Source organism: Clostridium thermopalmarium DSM 5974 (genome assembly GCF_002995795.1).
GTDB classification, from domain to species: Bacteria; Bacillota; Clostridia; order Clostridiales; family Clostridiaceae; genus Clostridium_H; species Clostridium_H thermopalmarium.
In genome coordinates, this window is the sequence record NZ_PVXN01000031.1 from 17,279 (window position 1) to 31,683 (window position 14,405).

The 14,405-nt window shown below is 33.6% G+C and carries 14 protein-coding genes; 12 read left to right on the plus strand and 2 right to left on the minus strand.

Features of this window, described 5'->3' with window-relative positions:
• Nucleotides 1–10: 10 nt before the first annotated feature.
• The 12 genes from CPAL_RS06520 (at nt 11) to CPAL_RS13870 (ending at nt 12,910) form a co-directional block, all read left to right on the plus strand.
• The gene (locus tag CPAL_RS06520) at nt 11–1,093 is read left to right on the plus strand and encodes a 4Fe-4S binding protein (protein WP_061858216.1); all 1,083 of its coding nucleotides are present in this window, start codon (nt 11–13) and stop codon (nt 1,091–1,093) included.
• 26 nt (nt 1,094–1,119) lie between these two features.
• Nucleotides 1,120–1,908 carry an FAD binding domain-containing protein gene (locus CPAL_RS06525; RefSeq protein ID WP_061858217.1) on the plus strand — a complete coding sequence of 263 codons (789 nt, stop codon included), beginning with the start codon at nt 1,120–1,122 and terminating at the stop codon, nt 1,906–1,908.
• A complete protein-coding gene (locus CPAL_RS06530; RefSeq protein WP_061858218.1) occupies nt 1,908–2,363 on the plus strand; it encodes a (2Fe-2S)-binding protein in 456 nt (151 codons plus the stop codon). Before CPAL_RS06525 ends, CPAL_RS06530 begins: the two co-directional genes overlap by 1 nt.
• The gene (locus CPAL_RS06535) at nt 2,360–4,672 is read left to right on the plus strand and encodes a xanthine dehydrogenase family protein molybdopterin-binding subunit (RefSeq protein ID WP_106024289.1); all 2,313 of its coding nucleotides are present in this window, start codon (nt 2,360–2,362) and stop codon (nt 4,670–4,672) included. The genes CPAL_RS06530 and CPAL_RS06535 overlap by 4 nt, the downstream gene beginning before the upstream one ends.
• Before the next feature lie 67 nt (nt 4,673–4,739).
• Nucleotides 4,740–5,306, plus strand: a complete 567-nt coding sequence (locus CPAL_RS06540) for a nucleotidyltransferase family protein (protein ID WP_061858220.1) — start codon at nt 4,740–4,742, stop codon at nt 5,304–5,306.
• A 21-nt stretch (nt 5,307–5,327) separates the two neighbouring features.
• Nucleotides 5,328–7,481 (plus strand): xanthine dehydrogenase family protein molybdopterin-binding subunit, encoded by a 2,154-nt coding sequence (locus tag CPAL_RS06545; protein ID WP_061858221.1) that lies wholly within the window; start codon nt 5,328–5,330, stop codon nt 7,479–7,481.
• A complete protein-coding gene (locus CPAL_RS06550) occupies nt 7,468–7,947 on the plus strand; it encodes a (2Fe-2S)-binding protein (RefSeq protein ID WP_082787855.1) in 480 nt (159 codons plus the stop codon). Before CPAL_RS06545 ends, CPAL_RS06550 begins: the two co-directional genes overlap by 14 nt.
• Nucleotides 7,941–8,783 carry an FAD binding domain-containing protein gene (locus CPAL_RS06555; RefSeq protein ID WP_061858222.1) on the plus strand — a complete coding sequence of 281 codons (843 nt, stop codon included), beginning with the start codon at nt 7,941–7,943 and terminating at the stop codon, nt 8,781–8,783. Before CPAL_RS06550 ends, CPAL_RS06555 begins: the two co-directional genes overlap by 7 nt.
• A 152-nt stretch (nt 8,784–8,935) precedes the next feature.
• Nucleotides 8,936–9,754, plus strand: a complete 819-nt coding sequence (locus tag CPAL_RS06560) for an XdhC family protein (RefSeq protein WP_061858223.1) — start codon at nt 8,936–8,938, stop codon at nt 9,752–9,754.
• Between the two features lie 292 nt (nt 9,755–10,046).
• On the plus strand, nt 10,047–11,435 hold the full coding sequence (gene hydA, locus CPAL_RS06565; protein WP_106024290.1) for a dihydropyrimidinase: 1,389 nt from the start codon (nt 10,047–10,049) through the stop codon (nt 11,433–11,435).
• Between the two features lie 19 nt (nt 11,436–11,454).
• Nucleotides 11,455–12,681 (plus strand): YgeY family selenium metabolism-linked hydrolase, encoded by a 1,227-nt coding sequence (locus CPAL_RS06570; protein ID WP_061858225.1) that lies wholly within the window; start codon nt 11,455–11,457, stop codon nt 12,679–12,681.
• 64 nt (nt 12,682–12,745) lie between these two features.
• Complete coding sequence (locus CPAL_RS13870) at nt 12,746–12,910, plus strand: hypothetical protein (protein WP_165815357.1); 165 nt, start codon at nt 12,746–12,748, stop codon at nt 12,908–12,910.
• An 82-nt stretch (nt 12,911–12,992) separates the two neighbouring features.
• On the opposite strand, the gene thiE is transcribed toward CPAL_RS13870, so the two are convergent.
• Together thiE and thiM are read right to left on the minus strand one after the other, a co-directional pair.
• Nucleotides 12,993–13,607, minus strand: coding sequence for a thiamine phosphate synthase (gene thiE, locus CPAL_RS06575; RefSeq protein WP_106024291.1), 615 nt, complete (start codon nt 13,605–13,607; stop codon nt 12,993–12,995).
• Complete coding sequence (gene thiM, locus CPAL_RS06580; RefSeq protein WP_082787864.1) at nt 13,598–14,395, minus strand: hydroxyethylthiazole kinase; 798 nt, start codon at nt 14,393–14,395, stop codon at nt 13,598–13,600. Before thiM ends, thiE begins: the two co-directional genes overlap by 10 nt.
• Nucleotides 14,396–14,405 lie beyond the last annotated feature (10 nt).

The following is a 14,405-nucleotide window of genomic DNA, read 5'->3' on the forward strand; positions in this document are numbered from 1 at the left end:
GGTGATTAATATGGATTTAAGCACTAATATTGCAGGTATAAAACTAAAAAATCCGTTAATGCCAGCATCAGGACCATTAGTAGGAGACTATGAAAAGATGATGATTTTAGAAGGTTTTGGACTTGGATGTATGGTAACAAAAACTATTTCAACTATAGCGGCAGATGTGCCAAGGCCTTGTATATATGGTGAAAAAGACATGATTATGAATGCAGAACTTTGGTCTGAGTACCCACCGGAATACTGGCTTAATGAGGCTCTGCCTAAGCTTAAAAGAGAATTAAAAGTTCCTCTTATTGTAAGTGTAGGATATACAAAAGAGGACATGGAAAGGCTTATCCCTCTTTTAGATCCTTATGCAGATGCTTTTGAAATTTCAACTCATTATGTTGGAAAGTATTTAAGTGTAATAGGAGAAACGGTTAAAACCATAAGAAGTCATACAACTAAGCCTATATTTATGAAGATAAGCCCACATATCCCAGATCCAGTTGCCTTTGCAAAGACAGTTAGGGACAATGGAGCTAGCGGAATTGTTGCCATAAATTCTCTTGGACCTACTATGAAAATTGATATAAAAAATAGAAAAGTATTAGTAGGAAATGATAAAGGCGAGGTTTGGACATCTGGGCCTGTAATAAAGCCATTAGCCCTAGCTATAGTAAATAAGATTAAAAGCGCAATACCAGACCTTACTGTAATAGGAGTAGGTGGAATATCTTCAGCTGAGGATGTAGTTGAATTCTTGCTTGCAGGATCAAATGCTGTACAGATGCTATCTTCTGCTATGCTAAAAGGTAAAGACTTATATGAAAAAATAATAAAAGATTTGCCACAAGTATTAGAAAAATATAATTTCTCCAGTGTAGAAGAAGTAATAAAAACTGAACTTTCTAAAGGAAGCATAAAATTTACTCCAGATAATCCTGTTATAGATCATGAAAAATGCACTAAATGTGGTTTATGCACAAAGATATGCCCTTACTTTGCTTTAAGTTTAGAAGATAAGGTGCTTGTGGATAAAGAAAAATGTTTTGGATGTTCTTTATGCGAATCAAGATGCCCAGTTCATGCTATAAGTGGAGTCTTATAAAGATTTATATGAAAGGAGCGAGGTAATTGAATATTAAGGAATATATAAGACCTTCAAGTTTAGATGAAGCATATGAAAAGCTAACTTCAAAGGAAAGAGCTGTAATTCTTGGTGGAGGAGGATACCTAAAGTTAGGAAATAAGGAAATAGAGAGAGCTATTGATATTTCAAACTTAGGCTTAGAGTTTATTAATGAAAAAGAGGATTCTATTGAAATAGGAGCAATGACTACTTTAAGAGAAATAGAGATAAATAAAATAACAAATGAAAATTTTAATGGTATTTTAAGCGAGGCTGTAAAACCTATTTTAGGAGTGCAAATGAGGAACATATTTACTATAGGTGGAAGCGTATATGGAAGATATGGATTTTCAGATATAATTACAGCCTTATTAGCTTTAGATACTTATGTTGAACTTTATAAGGAAGGAAGAATGTCCCTAGAAAAGTTTTTAAATAGAGAACATAAGGAAAAGGACATTCTCACAAAGATAGTAATATTAAAAGATAATAGAAAAGCAAGTTTTAAAAGTTTAAGAAATACTAGTACGGATTTTGCTATTTTAAATGCAGCTGTATCAAGAGTTGAAAACAATTTTAAAGTGGTAGTAGGAGCAAGGCCGGGCATAGCTAAGCTATCAAAGGAAGCTGCGGAATACCTAAGTGTGGTTGAATTAAATGAGGAGAAGGCTGTTAAGGCTGGAGAAATTGCAGCTGATAGTTTAGAGTTTGGAAGCAATATAAGGGGATCAGCTGAATATAGAAAAGAAATTTGCAAGGTATTAGTAAAGCGTGGAATTTTGGAGGTGATATAGTGAAGATTAATGTGAAAATAAATAATTGTAACAGAACTTTAGATGTAGAACCAGGAGATATGTTGGTTGATGTTTTAAGAAAGAATGGTTATCTAAGTGTAAAAAGAGCTTGTGATACGGGTTCCTGTGGGACATGTACCATATTAATAGATGGAGAGCCTATAGCTTCTTGCTCATATTTAGCTGTAAGAGCAGAAGGTCACAGCATAACAACCATAGAAGGGGCTCGTGAAGAAGCAGAAAAAATAGCTGAATATTTAAATGATGAAGGGGTTACTCAATGCGGATACTGTAGTCCAGGACTTGTTTTAAATATAATAGCTATGAAAAATCATTTGAAGAATCTTACAGAGGATGAGATTAAACATTATTTGGCTGGGAATCTATGTAGATGTACAGGATATTTGGGACAATTAAGAGCTATAAAAAAGTATTTACAGGAGGTGGAAAGATGAGAGAAGTAAATAAGTCTATTCCAAAGATAGATGGAATAGGATTGGTGAATGGGAAACCAGCTTATACTGATGATATTGCACCTCAAAACTCTCTAATAGTAAAGGTGCTAAGAAGCCCTCATGCTTTTGCAAAAATAAAGAATATAAACACTGAGGAAGCAGAAAAATTAACTGGAGTAGAATGTGTTTTAACATATAAAAATGTTCCAAGAAATATAGTTACAAGAGCGGGACAAGGTTATCCAGAACCATCTCCTCATGATAAGTTCATATTAGATGAATATGTTAGATATGTAGGAGATGAAGTTGCTGCTGTGGCTGCAATAGATGAGAAAACAGCAGAAAAAGCTTTAAAACTTATAAAGGTGGAATATGAGGTTTTAGAGCCAGTTTTAGACTTTGAGAAAGCAGTAGACAATAAAACAATTATCCATCCAGAACCAGAAGCACATGAAATGTTTCCAATAGGCTTTGATCCTAAGAGAAATATTGCTGCTGAATATCATATGCATGTTGGAGATGTGGATGAGGTTTTAAGTAAATGCGACTGTGTAGTTAGAAGCACTTATTATACTCAAGCTCAGTCTCATGTAGCAATGGAACCTCATACATCATCAGCTTATGTAGATATATATGGAAGAGTTAATATAATAAGTTCAACTCAAACTCCATTCCATGTTAGAAGAATAGTTGCTGAAGCTTTAGGTCTTCCAATAGAAAAAATACGTGTAGTTAAACCAAGAATTGGAGGAGGATATGGTGGAAAGCAAGCACTTCACGGAGAATTCCTAGTATCTTTAGTAGCTCTTAGAACAGGAAAGCCAGCAAAACTTGTATACACTAGAAATGAAGTGTTTGAATCAACTTACTGCAGACATGCTATGAGATTTAACGTAGCTATTGGCTCAGATAAGGAAGGAAATATTAAAGCAATAGATATGGATTTACTATCAAATACAGGAGCTTATGGAGAACATGCTCTAACAGTTTTCATGGTATCAGGATCAAAGACACTTCCTCTATATAATAAAGTAGAGGCTGTAAGATTTGGAGGAAAGACAGTATATACAAATTTGACTCCAGCAGGAGCTTATAGAGGTTATGGTGCAATACAAGGAAATTTCGCTTTAGAATCTGCTATAGATGAATTAGCAGCAAAACTTGGAATGGACCCAGTTGAATTAAGAAAAAAGAACATGATAGGTCAAGGAGAAACCTCTCCAATATTTAAGATAATGGGAGAAGGTACAGAAGGGGTAGACATGATTATTGAAAGCTGCAAACTTGATAAGTGTTTAGAAAGAGCAATGGAAATATCAGGCTGGAGGGAAAAATATCCTAGAAAAGAAGTTTCTAAAGGAAAGGTTCGTGGAATTGGATCCGCTATAGCAATGCAGGGGTCAGGTATACCATATATAGATATGGGATCTGCCATAATTAAATTAAATGACCAAGGCTTCTTTAACCTATTAGTAGGAGCTACAGACATAGGTACAGGAAGTGATACTGTGCTTGCTCAAATTGCAGCAGAAGCTTTAGGAGTTCCAACAAGTAAAATTGTTGTATATTCATCAGATACAGATTTAACGCCTTTTGACTGTGGGGCATATGCATCAAGTACAACTTATGTATCAGGAAATGCTGTAAGGAAAACTGCCTTAAAAATGAAAGAAATGATAGAAGAGCAAGGAGCAATAAGACTAGGTGTAACTAAATATGATGTCCTATTTGATGGAGAGAATATAAAAACTAAGGATGGGACTAAGAGCATATCCTTAAAGGACTTATCAACAGAATTATATTACAACAATAATCAAAAACAATTGGTAGCTTGTGAATCTTACTTTGGAAAGGTATCTCCTCCACCATTTATGGGAGGTTTTGCTGAGGTAGAGGTTGACTTAGAAACTGGTAAGGTAGATTTATTAGACTATACAGCAGTAGTTGATTGCGGAACTACTTTAAATCCAAACCTTGCTCGTATTCAAGTTGAAGGAGGACTTCTTCAAGGAATTGGTATGGCAATGTTTGAGGATGCACAGTATAACAAAAAAGGTAAGCTTATGAACAATAGCCTTATGAATTATAAAATTCCAACAAGAAAGGATATTAAGAATTTTAATGTAGAGTTTGTTGAAAGCTATGAACCTTCAGGACCTTATGGCGCTAAATCCGTTGGGGAAATAGGAATAGATACACCACCAGCAGCAATAGCAAATGCAATTTATAATGCTACTGGCGTTAGAATAAGAGAATTACCTATAACACCTGAAAAGGTACTTAAGGGATTAAAAGAACTAAATAAATAGAAATTTTAAAGCTGGTATAAGCAAATGCTTGTACCAGCTAAAGTGTCATATAGATGGGAGGATATTTATGTTAATAGAGGCAGTGATTTTAGCAGCAGGTTTTTCTTCTAGAGCTAAGAGCTACAAGATGACTCTAAAAGTAAGAGAAAAGACGGTTATTGAGAGAGCTATTGAAAGTATGTTAAATGTGTCTTCAAGAGTTATAGTAGTTGGAGGATATAAAATTGAAAAATTAAAGCCTATTATAAATAGATATAAAAATGTAGAGCTCATATTTAATGAAAATTTTCAGGAAGGAATGTTTAGTTCAGTAAAAAAAGGTTTTTCTCATATAAAAGGAGATTCATTTTTCTTCATGCCTGGAGATTATCCTCTCATTGATGATAAGGTATGCTTAAAACTTTTGAAGCATAGAGAGAATGAAATAGTGATTCCAACATACAATGGGAAAAAAGGACATCCCATACTTATGAAATCCTATTTAGCAAAAGAGCTATTACAAAGCTCTAAATATTCTAATTTAAGAGAGTTTATAAATACCAAAAAGCCAATTTTTATTCCTGTAGAGAATGAAGGAATATTACTTGATATTGACACCATGGAAGATTATAAAAGGATTTTAGCACTGAGCTAAGTTTTAAGGAGGTGCAGCTAAATGTTTGAAAACTGTAGTATCAGTAAACCTGTAAGAAGAATTGATGTGCCAGACAAGATTGCAGGAAAAGCAAAGTATATTGCTGACTATCGCATAGATGGGATGCTTTATGCTAAAACTTTAAGATCAACGGAAGCAAGAGCAAGAATTATAGAAGTTAAATATCCAGAACTGCCTAAAGGATATTATATAGTAGATAAAAATGATGTACCAGGAAAGAATTTGGTAAAGATTATTATAGATGATCAACCTTTCTTTGCAGATGGAATTGTCAATTATATTGGAGAACCTATAGCTTTAGTTGTAGGTCCAGATAAAAAGGAAATACTAAATATTATTTCTAAAATAGAAGTAAAGTATGAAAAAATGGATCCTATACTTTCAATCGAAGAAGGATTAGATGGGTCTAAAGAACCTATTTACGGAGAAAATAACTGCTTTGCAGATTATAAATATAGTAAAGGAAATATTGAAGAAGCAAAAAAGAAGAGTAAATATGTTATAGAAGGAGAGTATGAAACAGGATATCAAGAACAACTTTATTTAGAGCCCCAGGGAGTAATAGCTGAATACAAAAATGACAAGGTTACCATATATGGTTCTATGCAGTGTCCATATTATGTAAAGGGTGCAGTGGAGCAGTGCTTAGGATTTGAAGAAGACAAGGTGCAAATTATACAAGCTGTTACTGGAGGGGGATTTGGAGGAAAGGAAGACTATCCTTCATTGTTAGCAGGGCAAGCAGCTTGTGCAGCTGTAAAGACTAAGAAACCTGTTCAGTTAATATTAGACAGAGATGAAGATTTAGAGGTAACTCCTAAAAGACATCCTTCTAAAATAAAGATAACAAGCTATATTGATGAAAACTATAAAATTTTAGGCTCGGAAGTAGATATTAAATTAGACAGTGGAGCTTATTCAGGACTATCAAATGTAGTCTTACAAAGAGCTATGTTTGCAGCTATAGGAGTATATAATGTAGAAAATGTATTTGTTAAGGGCAAAACAGTAGCTACTAACACTGTTGTAAATGGAGCATTTAGAGGCTTTGGTGCACCTCAGGCAGTGTTTGCAGTAGAGATGCACATGGAACATATAGCAAAAGAATTAGGTATAGATCCCTTAGAATTAAAGCGAAAGAATCTAATAAAAACAGGAGACAAATCTTCAACGGGAGGAACCTTTAGAGATAGGGTTCGCATTGAAGAAATGCTTGATAGAGTAATTGAAATGTCATCTTATACAGAAAAACTTGAGAAATTTGAGGAAGAAAGAAAAGAAGGAAAATTAAAAGGAATAGGTCTTAGTTTATTCTTTCACGGAGGAGGCTTTACAGGGAGCGGTGAGAGAGACACTATAAAGGCCAAAGTAAAGCTAGTTAAATATCCAAATGGAATGGTAGAAATTCTTATATCTAATGTGGAAATGGGACAAGGAACTCAGACAGTTTTAAGAAAAATAGTAGCTCATACTTTAGGAATTCCTCTTGAGAAGATTATATATAATAATCCAGATACAGATAGGGTTCCAAATTCAGGACCTACTGTAGCTTCAAGAACTACAGTAATTGTAGGAAAACTATTAGAGGATGCAGCAGAGAAGTTGAAAGATAAGTGGAATGAAGAAGGTACTGTAGAAATAGTAACTCAATACAAGCATCCAGAAGGATTTTTATGGGATGATGATAATTTTGTAGGAGATGCTTATAATTCCTATTCTTGGGGAGTAAATGCAGTAGAAGTAGAATTAGATCCGATAACCTATGAACCTACCATTAAAGGAGTTTGGGCTGTTTTTGATATTGGAAATCCTATGGATGAGAGAATAGTAAAAGGACAAATTGAAGGTGGAATACTTCAAGGCTTAGGATATGGCGGTATGGAGGTTATGGAAAGAAAGAATGGAAAGCTTATGCAAAGAAGCAATACAGATTATATAATTCCAACTTCTAAGGATGCTCCAAGAATAGTAAGTGAGCTTATATGTGAACCATATGAAAATGGACCATTTGGAGCTAAAGGATTAGGAGAACTTACATTAGTAGGCTCAGGAACGGCTTATGCTTTAGCAATAGAAAATGCCACTAAAGTACAAATTAATAAGCTTCCTGTAAGACCAGAGCATTTGATGGAGGTGATGCATGGTGGAAAATAGTATAAAGTTAAGGTTAAATTTTGAAGAAGTTGAAATTAAAGTTAATCCATTAAAAAGGCTGCTAGATGTATTAAGAGAAGATTTAGGTTTAATAGGACCTAAAGAAGGCTGCGGAGAAGGAGAGTGTGGTGCTTGCAGTGTACTCATAGAAGGAAAGCTTGTAAATTCATGTATGGTTCCTATAGGTATATTAGAAGGAAAAGAAATTATAACTATAGAGGGACTTCAAAAGACAAAAACCTATGACATATTAAAAGAAAGCTATGAGGAAGCTGGAGCTGTTCAGTGTGGTTTTTGTACTCCTGGTATGATAATGGCTACAGAGGCTTTGCTTAGAAAACATCCTAATCCTACTGAAGAGCAGATAAGGGAAGGTATTTCAGGCAATTTATGTAGATGCACAGGATATAATATGATAATAGATGCTGTAAAAATAGCAGCGAAAAGAGGTGAAGGACTATGGTAGGAGTATATAGGCCTAAAACCTTAAAAGAAGCATTAGAGATTATAGATAAGGAAGAGTGTATAATCTTCTCAGGTGGCACAGACCTAATGGTAAAGAATAAAAAGTGGTCGGGAGTAGAACCAGGATTTACGAATCCTGTAGTATTCATAAGTGATTTAAAAGAACTAAAGAAAATAGAAAAGGAACACAATACATTAAGACTTGGAGCAGCTTGCACTTGCTGTGAGATTGCAGAAAGTAGCCTAGTTCCAGATTATTTTAAGGAAGTATTTTTGAATATGGCATCTCCTGCTATAAGGAATATAGCAACAGTAGGTGGAAATATATGCAACGCATCTCCAGCAGGAGATAGCCTGCCTCTTTTATATGCTTTAGAAGCAAAGTTAATACTTGAAAGTGTTAATGGAGAAAGAAAAGTACCAATACAAAAGTTTATTTTAGGTCCAGGTAAAAATGACATTAAGGAAAATGAAATTTTAAGAGAAATAGAAATAGACATAGGCGATTTTAATAAGTTTTGCTATAAAAAGGTAGGCACTAGAAAGTCGATTGCACTTTCTAAAGTGTCTTTCATGGGCTTAGCAAAGGTTGACAAAGGTAAAATAGAAGATATAAGAATTGCATTTGGAGCATGTGGCCCTAAAGTTATTAAAGATAAGACTGCTGAAAGTTGGATAATTAAAATAAATTCAATAAATAATAATGAACTAAATTATGCTAAAAAGATATATTCAAAGCTTATAACTCCTATAGATGATCAAAGGTCTACTGCTGATTACAGAAAGAATGTTTGTTTGAGAATATTAGAAGATTTTTTAATTACTCTAAATAAATAAAAAATTAGTTATTGCAAAAAGTATTTATGCTTATTATGGGTATAAGTACTTTTTGTAATATTTAACATGGTAATAAAAATGATATATAAAGTTTAATAAGAAAGTACAATAAGATTATAGAAAAATATACTTATAAAGGGGGATACTCACTTATGTTAGATATATATAAAGAGATATATGAGTTAAGACAAAAAAATGAGGATGCTGTTCTTGTAACAGTTGTAGAAAGAAAGGGACATGGTCCAGCAAATGTTGGCAAAAAACTTCTTTTGTATAAAAATGGAGAAGTAAAGGGTACTGTAGGTGGTGGAGAACTAGAGTACTTAGCTATTGAAAAAGCTAAAGAAGTTATGAAAGAAAAGAAGCATGATATAGTTAGATATGATTTTACAGGTATGAATGTGACTAAAGCAGATGTTAGCATAGATATGATATGTGGTGGTTTGGTAACATTATATTATGAATACATACAATGCAGTCCTAAAATATATATATTAGGGGCAGGTCATGTAGGAATGGCCTTATCTGATGTACTAGCAGATTTAGATTATAAGACTATTGTAATAGAAGATAGGAAAGATATAGCAGATACCGTAGACAAAAGGCATGAAGTAATAGTTGGTGATTATGAGGAAGTAATAAATGGACTTGAAATTACAGGAGATGACTATGTGGTAGTAGCTGGATACACTCATGAAATAGAGTATAGGATATTAAAAGCCTTATTTAAAAAGGATTGTCTTCCTAAATATATTGGACTTTTAGCATCAGAAAGAAAAGCTAGGATAATGCTTGGAAAATTAAAAGAAGAAATATCCAAAGATTTAGACTTTAGTAGTGTATATGCTCCTGTTGGATTAAACATAGGTGGAGATACTCCAAAAGAAATAGCCTTATCTATACTTGCAGAGATACAATCCATTAGATATAAAAAAGAATCAACAGGACACTTGACTAAGGATTGGAGATAAGTTGAAAAGAATAATTATCAAAATGATACTAAGGCTATAAGTAAGGAGTTATATGGGATGATGAAACAAATAAAGTAATATTTAGTTATCAATTTGATAGAAGTTATCAAATTGATAACTATTTTTTATATACAGTAACAAGTTATAACTCTTAATTAATAAAAAATTTATGAGTTAAAATAATATGATATGATTGCCAATCGGTATATTCGTAATATTCATAGAAATTTGGCATAAATAATGCTATGTGTAATTCACAGAAAGTATCCTTATAGGAAATGAGGTAATATAGATGTCTAAAATTATAAAAAATGGAACTATAGTAACTGCAGGAGATATATTCACAGGGGATATATATGTCGATGAAGGAATTATAAAAGATATAGGCATAAACTTAGAAAAAGATTGTGATGAGGTGATAGATGCTGGGGGTAAATATGTGATTCCAGGAGGAGTAGACGTTCATACTCATCTTAACTTAGATGCAGGGATTGCAGTGGCCAATGATGATTTTTACACTGGAACAGTAGCTGCGGCTTGTGGTGGAACTACCACTATAGTTGATCACATGGGTTTTGGTCCTAAGGGCTGCAATCTTCACCATCAAGTAAATGTATATCATAAATATGCAAAGAATAATGCTGTTGTGGATTACAGCTTTCATGGAGTAATTCAGCACGTAGATGAATCTATATTAAAAGAGATGGAACAGATCGTAAAAGAAGAAGGCATACCTAGTTTTAAAATTTACATGACCTATGATTATAAGGTTAGTGATGAGGAGGCTTTAAAGGTTCTTTTTAAATTAAAAGAATTAGGTGGAATTACTACTGTTCATCCTGAAAATAACGATGCCGTAAATTATTTAAGACAAAAGTTTATAAAAAAAGGGCTAACAGATCCAATATATCATGCTCTTAGCAGGCCACCTGAATGTGAAGGAGAGGCTGTAAACAGAATAATAAATCTTGCAGCTATAGCAGAAGATGCACCTTTATATATTGTTCATGTATCTTCATCCTTGGCACTAGATTATATAAAGCTAGCTCATAATAGAGGACAAAATGTATATTCCGAAACTTGTCCACAATATCTTCTTTTAGATGAAGAAAGGTATAAAGTTCCTAACAATGAGGGGCTAAAATATATAATGAGTCCTCCTCTTAGGAAAAAAGAAAATCAAGCTTCTTTATGGAAAGGTATCAAGGATGGACACATTCATACAGTTGCAACAGATCATTGTCCTTTTGCATTTAATAAAGACAAGCAGATGGGAAAAGATGATTTCACCAAGTGCCCTAATGGAGCGCCAGGAATTGAAGAGAGAATACCTCTTATGTTTTCTGAAGGGGTAATGAAGAAAAAAATAAGTTTAAATAAGTTTGTAGAAGTATGCTGTACTAATCCAGCTAAGATATTTGGACTTTACCCTAAGAAAGGAACAATTCAAGTTGGGTCTGATGCAGATATAGTTTTAATAGATCCAAATTTAGAGGTTACTTTAACTAAGAATATGCTGCACGAAAATGTAGATTACACGGCTTATGAGGGGTTTAAGTTAAAGGGATATCCTATTCTTACCATGTTAAGAGGAGAAATTATAGCTAAGAATAATAAATTTGTTGGCAAGAAAGGTTATGGCAATTTCATAAAGAGAAAAATCAATAAAATAGTTATATAAGGTTGTGGAGGGAGAGATAATGTTAAAAGAAGCAAAAGTAGAAGAGGTGCTAAATTTAGCTGAAAAGTATAAAGATGATATGAGTAAGTTTTTAAGGGATATGATAGCTATTCCCAGCGAAAGTTGTGGGGAAGAAAAGGTAGTATTGAGAATAAAACAAGAAATGGAAAAGGTGGGATTTGATAAAATAGAAATAGATCCTATGGGAAATATACTAGGATATATTGGGCATGGAAGTCATGTAATAGCTATGGATGCTCACATTGATACAGTTGGTGTAGGGGATGCAAATCTTTGGAATTATAATCCATATGAAGGCTATGAAGATGAAGAGATTATTCTTGGCAGAGGAGCAAGTGACCAGGAAGGCGGCATGGCATCTATGGTGTATGCGGGAAAAATTATAAAGGATTTGGCTTTAGAAGATGATTATACATTAATAGTTACAGGTACTGTTCAAGAAGAGGACTGTGATGGACTATGTTGGCAATACATCATAAATGAAGATGGCATAAGGCCAGAATTTGTAATTTCCACTGAACCTACTTCCTGTAACATATATAGAGGACAAAGAGGAAGAATGGAGATAAAAGTAACAACTAGAGGGGTAAGTTGTCACGGTTCTGCTCCAGAAAGAGGAGATAATGCTATATTCAAAATGGCTCCAATATTAATTGAGCTTAGAGCTTTAGCTGAAAATTTGATGGATAACGACTTTTTAGGAAAAGGAAGTTTAACAGTATCAGAAATATTTTATTCTTCACCATCAAGATGTGCTGTGGCTGATGGCTGTTCCATTTCTATAGATAGAAGGCTTACAGATGGAGAAACGTGGGAATATGCCCTTCAGCAGATTAGAAACCTCCCATCTGTCAAGGCCGCTAAGGCAGAAGTTGAAATGTATACCTATGAAAGACCATCATATACAGGGCTTGTATATCCTACTGAATCTTATTTTCCAACTTGGGTACTGCCAGAAGATCATATTGTATGTGAAACTTTGGTAGATGCATATAAACAATTATTTAAAGAAGATCCCCTAGTAGACAAGTGGACATTTTCCACTAATGGAGTATCTATAATGGGCAGATATGGAATACCATGTATTGGATTTGGCCCAGGACATGAAGAAGAGGCACATGCTCCAAATGAAAAAACATGGAAGAGTGAACTTGTAAAATGTGCAGCTATGTATGCCGTTATTCCTAAACTATATGTAACCAAGTATTCTAATAAAAACAGATGAGGCATCATATAACAGTCATAAAATAAAGAGGGGAATAATATATAAGAAGTAGGAGGTGCAAGCTATGAAAATAGAATTTTTCTATAAGTGCAAGGATGGACGTGTTATTGGAAAAGAAACAGAGAGCAAAAAAAAGATTGAAGAAGAAATAGAAGATATAAAAAATTATGCTAAGATGGAAGAGGAAAAAAAGAATTGTGATGAATGTCTAATAGATTTAGATGATTAACAGAGCATATAAAATTTTTAGTCTCTAATCCCTAGTCAACAATATAGTTATAGACTAGGGATTAAAGCTTAATAATCCATGATTATATGCTTGATAGTTCTATGGAGGCTTTTTCTATGTCTTCACTTCCTAATATTGCTGATATTACGGAAATTCCATTTACACCAGTTTCTAAAACAGATTCAGCATTTTCTTTATTTATTCCTCCGATGGCCACAGAGGGGATTCTTATATTTTGTGTAATTTCTTTTAATCCATGAACCCCTATGGGTTCATCAATATCTTTTTTTGTTCCCGTATAAAAAACAGGTCCAATACCAAGATAATCTGCTCCAGCCTTTTGGGCTTCTAGTGCTTCTTCTAAGGTATTAGCAGAAATTCCTATGATCTTATCTTCACCTAGTATTTTTCTAGCAAGTTTTATTGGCATATCACTTTGTCCAAGATGAACACCCTCAGCATCTATAGCAAGAGCTATATCTATTCTATCATTTATCAGTAAAGGAATATTATATTTTGAAGTAATTTCTTTCACTTCTTTAGCTATTTTATAAAACTCTCTCGTAGATGCATCTTTTTCTCTTACTTGAACTAAAGTTACTCCCCCTTTTATAGCTGCTTCAACACAATCTTTTAAGCTTCTACCATTTAAAAAGCTTCTGTCTGTAATTAAATATAATTTATAGTTTATATCCATTGAATTTTACCTTCTTTCTCAAAATCATTTTCTTTTAGTAAGTAAATTTCATCTATAAGTTTAACCTTAAAGCTTCCAGGAGCTTTAGCAGTTTTTGCAGCGTGTTCTCCAGCTAAATTCATAGATAATATTGAGGCAACAGTAGCTAAAAATTTATCTTCTTCTACAGCAGCAGTTGCAGCTGTTAAAGCGCCTACCATGCATCCAGCACCTGTAACTAATGTTAAAAGGCTTGTACCATTTTCGATTATAGCTGTTCTTTTTCCATCTGTAATTATATCTTGAGCTCCAGTAGCTGCAACTATGCAGTTATACTTTTTAGCAAGAGAAACGCAGGCTTCTATTGAATTGCTGCCATCATCTATAGAGTCTACTCCACGGATTTTTGCTTCATATCCTGCTAGATATTTTATTTCTCCTAAATTACCTTTTATGATATCAACTTTACCAATTTCAAATATTTTTTGTATAAAGTCTATTTTTCTTTTAATAGCCCCGCAGGCTACTGGGTCTAAAACAACAGGGATATTATTATTTTTAGCAGATAATACAGCCATAATCATAGATTGTTCTTGTTCCTTAGTCAGAGTTCCTATGTTTATATAGATGGCAGATGAGATTTTTGCAAAATCGTAAGTTTCATCATAAGCTTCTGCCATAGCAGGAGATGCACCAAAGGCTAATAATATGTTAGCACAGTCATTTATTGTTACATAATTTGTTATAGCATGAACTAGAGGAGTCTTTTCTCTCACCTTAGTGAGAACAGTAGAAATATTGTTAATCATATCAGTTTTG